Genomic DNA, 6,762 nt, shown 5'->3' with positions numbered 1-6,762 from the left:
GCGCCTGCAGTCGCTGCAGCACCGCCGGCACCTGCGGAGGGAGCCATTTGGCTGGTTTGGTGAGTCGGTGCCGAGCCCATGCTTTTGCCGCCACCGAAGCGCTTGGCGTTGGCGTCGATGCTCATCGTCAAACCGATGCACAACGCCATGGCGATGCTAAGAAAACGTTTCATAAAGGGAATTCCCATTTGTGGATTGCACGCGCGCCATGTTGCACAGGTGTAGTGACAGTGGCTAGCGGCAGAGTGTTTCGGGCTTTTGCGTAAGACCAATTCCGAAGGGTCTGTAGGACTAGTTACAGATATTGGCCCGCCACCTGTAAAAACAATGGCAGGCCACACGCCTTCATGCAGGAAAGGTGTATCAGATTGCTTCGAGCTTCGCGTAGCCCATCATCAGCCACTTGCTGCCTTCGGCGAAGTTCACCTGTACCCGCGCCTGGGCGCCGGCGCCTTCGAAGTTGAGGATCACCCCTTCGCCGAAGATCGCATGCTTGACCTGCTGGCCGAGGCTGAAGGGGGTTTCCGGAATTTCCGAGCCGGCAAACATATTGCTGGAGTTCTGCTGCTGGCCGCCGCCGAACGGGCGGCTGACGCTGTTGGACAGGCGTACTTCCTGGATCAGCCCCTTCGGCACTTCACGTACGAAGCGCGACACCTTGTTGTAGGTCTCGCTGCCGTACAAGCGTCGGGTCTCGGCGTAGGTCATCACCAGGTTCTGCATGGCGCGGGTGATGCCCACGTAGGCCAGGCGTCGTTCTTCCTCAAGACGGCCAGGCTCCTCCAGGCTCATCTTGTGTGGGAACAGGCCCTCTTCCATGCCCACCAGGAACACGTAAGGGAATTCCAGGCCCTTGGCGCTGTGCAAGGTCATCAGTTGGATGCTGTCTTCATGCTCGTCGGCCTGGGTATCGCCGGCTTCCAGCGATGCATGCCCGAGGAAAGCGGCGAGCGGCGTCAGGTCTTCTTCGTTCTCGGCGTTCTCGAACGCACGCGCGGCGCTGACCAGTTCCTCAAGGTTTTCAACCCGGGCCTGGCCTTTCTCGCCTTTTTCCGCTTCGTGGTAGGCGATCAGCCCGGACTGCTCGATCACGGTCTGAGTCATCAAGTGCAGGGGCATTTCCGCGCACTTGGCGGCCAGGTTCTCGATCAGCTCGACAAACCCGCCCAGCGCTCCGGCAGCGCGGCCGGTCAGGCCTTTATTGGCGATCAGCAAGCGCATGGCTTCCCACATCGACACATCGGCGTGGCGCGCGTGGTCGCGGATCGCTTCAACGGTTTTTTCGCCAATGCCACGCGTCGGGATGTTGATCACCCGTTCCAGCGCCGCATCGTTGCCGCGGCCTTCCAGCAAGCGCAGGTAGGCCATGGCGTTCTTGATTTCGGCACGTTCGAAGAAGCGCTGGCCGCCATAGATGCGGTATGGGATGCGCTCGCGCAGCAAGGCTTCTTCCAGCACCCGCGACTGGGCGTTGGAGCGGTAAAGAATCGCAATATCGCTGCGCGCCAGGCCGGTTTTCAACGCGCTTTCGATGGTTTCCACTACGTAGCGCGCTTCATCGTGCTCGTTGAACGCGGCGTACAGGTTGATCGCCTCGCCTTCGCCGCCGTCTGTCCACAGCTCTTTGCCCATGCGCCCGGTGTTGTTGGCGATCAAGGCGTTGGCAGCCTTGAGGATACCGGCGGTGGAGCGGTAATTCTGCTCCAGGCGGATGGTGATCGCGTCCGGGAAGTCGTCGGAATACTGGTAGATGTTCTCGATTTTCGCGCCACGCCAGCCGTAGATCGACTGGTCGTCGTCGCCCACCACCATCAGGCTGTCGCCACCTTTGGCCAGCAAACGCAGCCAGGCGTACTGCACGGCGTTGGTGTCCTGGAACTCGTCCACCAGAATGTGCCGGAAGCGTTTCTGGTAGTGAGCCAGCAAGCCCGGGTTATCGCGCCACAGGTCGAGGGCGCGCAGCAGCAGCTCGGAGAAGTCGATCACACCGGCGCGCAAGCAGGCAGCCTCGTAGGCTTCATAAATGCTGCGCATGGTGGCCAGGAACAAATCGCCGCTGGCCTGGATATGTTGCGGGCGCAGGCCTTCGTCTTTCTGGCCGTTGATGAACCATTGCGCCTGGCGCGCCGGCCAGCGTTGTTCGTCGAGGCCCAGTTCGCGGATCACGCGTTTGACCAGGCGTTGCTGGTCATCGCTGTCGAGGATCTGGAAGGTCTGGCTCAGCCCCGCTTCCTGCCAATGCGCGCGCAACAGGCGGTGCGCCAGGCCGTGGAAGGTGCCCACCCACATGCCGGCCGGGCTGATGCCCATCAACTGCTCGATGCGGTGGCGCATCTCGGCAGCCGCCTTGTTGGTGAAGGTCACCGACAGGATGGAATGCGGGGACGCGTTCTCGACCTGGATCAACCAGGCGATACGGTGCACCAGCACTCGGGTTTTACCGGAGCCAGCACCGGCCAGGACCAACTGACGGCCAACGGGGGCTGCTACGGCCTGGCGTTGGGCATCGTTGAGGGAGTTCAGCAAAAGGGAGAGATCATCGCGCATCGGCGCATTCTATGGCCCGCGGGGAAGTGGGGCAAATCTCAATGCCGGGTGGTCGAGAGAAAATATCCGCGGTGGCCCTGGCCGGGCAAACATTCTGCATCGGGTGATGACTGGTCGGTCAATGGCCGCAGCCCCCGGCGTGCCTCGCTCAAGCTGTCTGGCGCCGAGGTTTGCCGTGGATCAACCTGCGCTTTTTATGACGTGGGGCAGTTTGGCCCAAGCGCTTGCTTGTGTATGCTCCGTCGACGTTTCGGGCTCACCATTATAAGAACACTGCCTATGACCCTCACTCCCGACCTGTTTGGCCCCTCGACGGCGCCCGCGCAGGTTCTTCGCAAACATTACGCAACCGAGATGGCCGTCGAGCGCACGCGCTTGCTGTACCAGGGCTCGTTGCTGCCCACGCTGTTAATGTTGGTCAACGGCCTGGTCTGCGCCTGGCTGCTGTGGAACCCCAAGCAATACCTGCTGGACAGCATCTGGCTGGTCTGGCTGCTGGCCCTGGTGGCGATGCGTGTGATCCAAGTGGCGGCGTTTGATTCGGCGATGCCCAGCCGCCAGGCCCAGCCGATCTGGGGGCGCATGTTCATGCTCGGTTCGGCGGTCAGCGGCCTGACCCTGGCGACCGCCGCCATCGCCCTGGTGCCGGTGGACAGCTTTATGCAACAGGCCTGGGTGTTCGGCCTGATCGGCGCCGCGACCTTGTCGGCCAGCGTCGCCTATGCGGTGAGCCTGCCGGCGTTCCTGTCCTTTGCCCTGCCGTGCCTGGTGCCGGCCATCGTGTACCTGTTCTGGAACGGCGCCCCGCAGCAACAAGGCTGGGGCGTGCTGGGCCTGATTTTGCTGGGGTCCCTGAGCATGGTGGCGTGGCAGGTCAACCGCCTGATCCAGCGTGGCCTGTTGCGACGTTTCCAGAACCAGGCGCTGATCGAGCACCTGCAACAGGCGCAGCAACGCAGCGAGCAGTTGAACCAAGACCTGGTGCGCGAAGTGGAGCAGCGCCGTCAGGTCGAACAGGAACTGCGCGAAGCCCAGATCGGCCTGCAGGATCGCGTGGCGCAACGCAGCCAGGAACTGGACGCCGCCAGCCAGGCCCTGAATAAAAGCGAAGCGCGCCTGGCCATGGCCCTGCAAGCCAGCGAACTGGGCCTGTGGGACTGGAACCTGCAAACCGACGAAGTCCACCATACCCAGCTCAAGGAACTGTTCGGCCTGGAGCCCGAGTACGTCACGGCGATGCTCAGCCACCTCAAGCCGCGGCTGCACCCCGACGACTTGCCGTTGCTCAAGCGCGCACTGGTGGAGCACCTCAAGGGTCGCAGCGAGGACTATCAGGTCGAATACCGCGTGCGCCATGGCGATGGCCACTGGGTGTGGATCGAAGACCGTGGCCGCGCCGTGGAGCGCTCGCCCAGTGGGCGCGTCACGCGCATGCTCGGCACGCGGCGCGACATCAGTGCCGGCAAGGCCCTGGAGGAACAGCAGCGCCTGGCCTCGACGGTGTTCGAGGCCGCCAGCGAGGGCATCGTGATTCTCGATCCGGATTACGCACTGATCGCCGTCAACCAGGCCTTCAGCCGCGTCACCGGTTTTGAAATCGACGACATGCTTGGGCGCAATGTGGTCGAACTGCCGAGCAGCCGTGATGCCCGCCGGCACTTCCCGGTGATCCGCCAGGCGCTGCTCAGCCACGGCACGTGGCAGGGCGAACTGGTGGAAACGCGCAAGAACGGCGAGCTCTACCCGCAATGGCTACAACTCAACGTGGTGCGCGATGTTCGGGGAAAAGTCAGCCATATCGTGGGCTTCTTCGCTGATCTGTCGGCGCGGCGCGAATCCGAAGAACGCATGCGCTACCTCACCCACTATGACGAGCTGACCGGCCTGGCCAACCGTTCGCTGTTTCGCGAGCGCCTGCGCGAAGCCCACCAGCGCGTACGCCAGGGCGGGCGCAGCCTGGCGTTGCTGCACATCAACCTCGACCGCTTCAAATTGTTGAATGACAGCCTCGGCCATGAAGTCGCCGACCAGTTATTGCAGAAGATGGCCCGTCGGTTGATCAACGCGTTGCCGGAGGCCGACACCATTGCGCGCCTTTCCGGCGACGAGTTTGCGGTGCTGTTCGACGCCTATGGCAGCCTCTCAAGCCTGGCGCGCGTGGCCACGCGGCTGCTGGCCAAGCTGCGCGTGCCGGTGACGGTCGAGGGGCATGAGCTGGTGGTCAGTGCCTCCATCGGCGTCAGCCTGTTGCCGGACAATGCGCGGGAAATTTCCGCATTGGTCAGCCAGTCGAACATGGCCATGCAGCACGCCAAGCACTTGGGCGGGAATAATTTCCAGTTCTACACCGACAGCCTGCAGGCCAGCACCCTCGAGCGTTTGCAGCTGGAGAACCACCTGCGCAAGGCCATCGAGGAGCGTCAGCTCTCGGTGTTTTACCAACCGAAACTGTGCCTGGCCACCGGCAAACTGAACGCCGCCGAGGCACTGATCCGCTGGGAGCACCCGCAGTGGGGCATGGTCCCGCCCGGGGACTTCATCGGTCTGGCCGAAGAGACCGGCCTGATTGTGCCGCTGGGCGAATTCGTGCTGCGCCAGGCCTGCTGGCAGGCGTGCGAATGGCAGCGCCAGGGGTTGGCGCCGATCCGCGTGTCGGTGAACCTGTCGGTGCATCAGTTGCGCCAGGGCAAGCTGGTCAGCCTGGTGCGCCAGGTCTTGGAAGAAACCGGCCTGGACCCGCAATATCTGGAGCTGGAACTGACCGAGAGCCAGCTGCTCGACAGCGTCGAGCACATCATCGCGACCTTCCAGCAGTTGCGCGACCTGGGGGTGAAGCTGGCCATCGACGACTTCGGCACCGGCTATTCGTCCCTCAGTTACCTCAAGCGCATCCCCGTGGACTACGTGAAGATCGACCAGACCTTTATCCGCGGCCTCGGCCAGGGCCGCGAAGACGCGGCCATCACCCGCGCGATCATCGCCATGGCCCATGGGCTGGCGCTCAAGGTGGTGGCCGAAGGGGTGGAAGATCAGCAGCAGCTGGATTTTCTGCGTAGTGAGCGCTGCGACGAGGTGCAGGGCTATCTGATCAGCCGGCCGATGGATGCCGAGGGGCTGGCAGATTTGTTACGGGAAAATGCGGATTTTCCTTAATGACGCGCTGCACGCCACTGTGGCTACAACGCGGCCGCCCTTAGATTCAAAGGCGAGCAGGGCGATTTAGTGATGCATCGGACGGGCAAAACGGCAATTCTTGTAGTATAACTACAAGCTTGCTACATCCCTGGCGCCTGCCAATAACAAGAGTCCTGCCCTTTGAACCTGTTGCAACATATCGCCCAGTCGCGCCACCTGTTACGCAAATCGGAACTCAAGGTTGCCGATCATGTGCTGCTTGATCCTGCGGCTGTGATGCACAGTTCCATGGCCGACCTGGCCCATAGCGTGGGTATCAGCGAACCGACCATCGTGCGCTTCTGCCGCGCCATCGGTTGCTCCGGGTTCCAGGACTTGAAGCTCAAGCTGGCGCAGAGCCTGGCGGCCGGTGCGAGTTTCGGGCAGTTTGCGATTCACGAAGACGATTCCGTCGCCGACTACAGCCTCAAAATCTTCGACACCACCTTGCACACGCTGATGGAAGTGCGCGAGAAGCTCGACCCGGTGGAGTTGCAAAAGGCCGTGACCGCCATGTCCCAGGCCCAGCGCGTGGAGTTCTACGGCTTCGGTGCGTCCGGCGCGGTGGCCGCCGATGCCCAGCACAAATTCTTCCGCCTGCTGCTGACCGCTGCGGCCTACAGCGACCCGCACATGCAGGCTATGTCCGCGGTGACCTTGAAGCCAACCGATGTGGCGATCTGCATTTCCCAGTCGGGCCGCTCCAAGGACCTGCTGATCACCGCCAACCTGGTGCGTGAAAGCGGCGCCACGTTGATCACCCTGTGCCCGAGCCAGACGCCGTTGGCGGAACTGTCCACGGTCAACCTGGCGATCGATGTGCACGAAGATACCGAGATCTACACCCCGCTGACCTCGCGTATCGCCCACCTGGTGGTGATCGACGTGCTGGCGATGGGCGTGGCCATGGCGCGCGGGCCGAGCCTGGTCAACCACCTCAAGAGCGTGAAGCGCAGCTTGCGCAGCCTGCGACTCTCGCCCAAATCCGTCAAAGCCCTCGACGACTGACAGGTTGTACGCTGACCCCTGTGGGAGCGGGCT

At 62.7% G+C, this 6,762-nt stretch carries 3 protein-coding genes and 1 pseudogene; 2 read left to right on the top strand and 2 right to left on the bottom strand.

The features are described from left to right. Both WBR57_RS10550 and uvrD read right to left on the bottom strand, forming a co-directional pair. Window positions 1-173: pseudogene (locus WBR57_RS10550) on the bottom strand (hypothetical protein); the annotation flags it as partial. 190 nt (window positions 174-363) lie between these two features. Then, window positions 364-2,547 carry a DNA helicase II gene (gene uvrD / locus WBR57_RS10545; protein WP_424083772.1) on the bottom strand — a complete coding sequence of 728 codons (2,184 nt, stop codon included), beginning with the start codon at window positions 2,545-2,547 and terminating at the stop codon, window positions 364-366. 279 nt (window positions 2,548-2,826) lie between these two features. Here uvrD and WBR57_RS10540 point away from each other — a divergent pair, with 279 nt between their 5' ends. Then, entirely contained in the window at window positions 2,827-5,700 is a 2,874-nt protein-coding gene (locus tag WBR57_RS10540) for an EAL domain-containing protein (RefSeq protein WP_424083771.1), read from the top strand. Window positions 5,701-5,862: 162 nt separating this feature from the next. Beyond that, window positions 5,863-6,729 carry a transcriptional regulator HexR gene (gene hexR, locus WBR57_RS10535; protein ID WP_010168370.1) on the top strand — a complete coding sequence of 289 codons (867 nt, stop codon included), beginning with the start codon at window positions 5,863-5,865 and terminating at the stop codon, window positions 6,727-6,729. Window positions 6,730-6,762: the final 33 nt, after the last annotated feature.

This window comes from Pseudomonas sp. (genome assembly GCF_049590575.1).
In the GTDB taxonomy this organism is placed as follows: Bacteria; Pseudomonadota; Gammaproteobacteria; order Pseudomonadales; family Pseudomonadaceae; genus Aquipseudomonas.
This window is presented reverse-complemented; position numbering and strand designations above follow the sequence as displayed.

Bases quoted from the DNA above. Each gene is read 5' to 3' on its own strand.
- uvrD (WP_424083772.1), bottom strand. From the start codon at position 2,547: ATGCGCGATGATCTCTCCCTTTTGCTGAACTCCCTCAACGATGCCCAA.
- WBR57_RS10540 (WP_424083771.1), top strand. From the start codon at position 2,827: ATGACCCTCACTCCCGACCTGTTTGGCCCCTCGACGGCGCCCGCGCAG.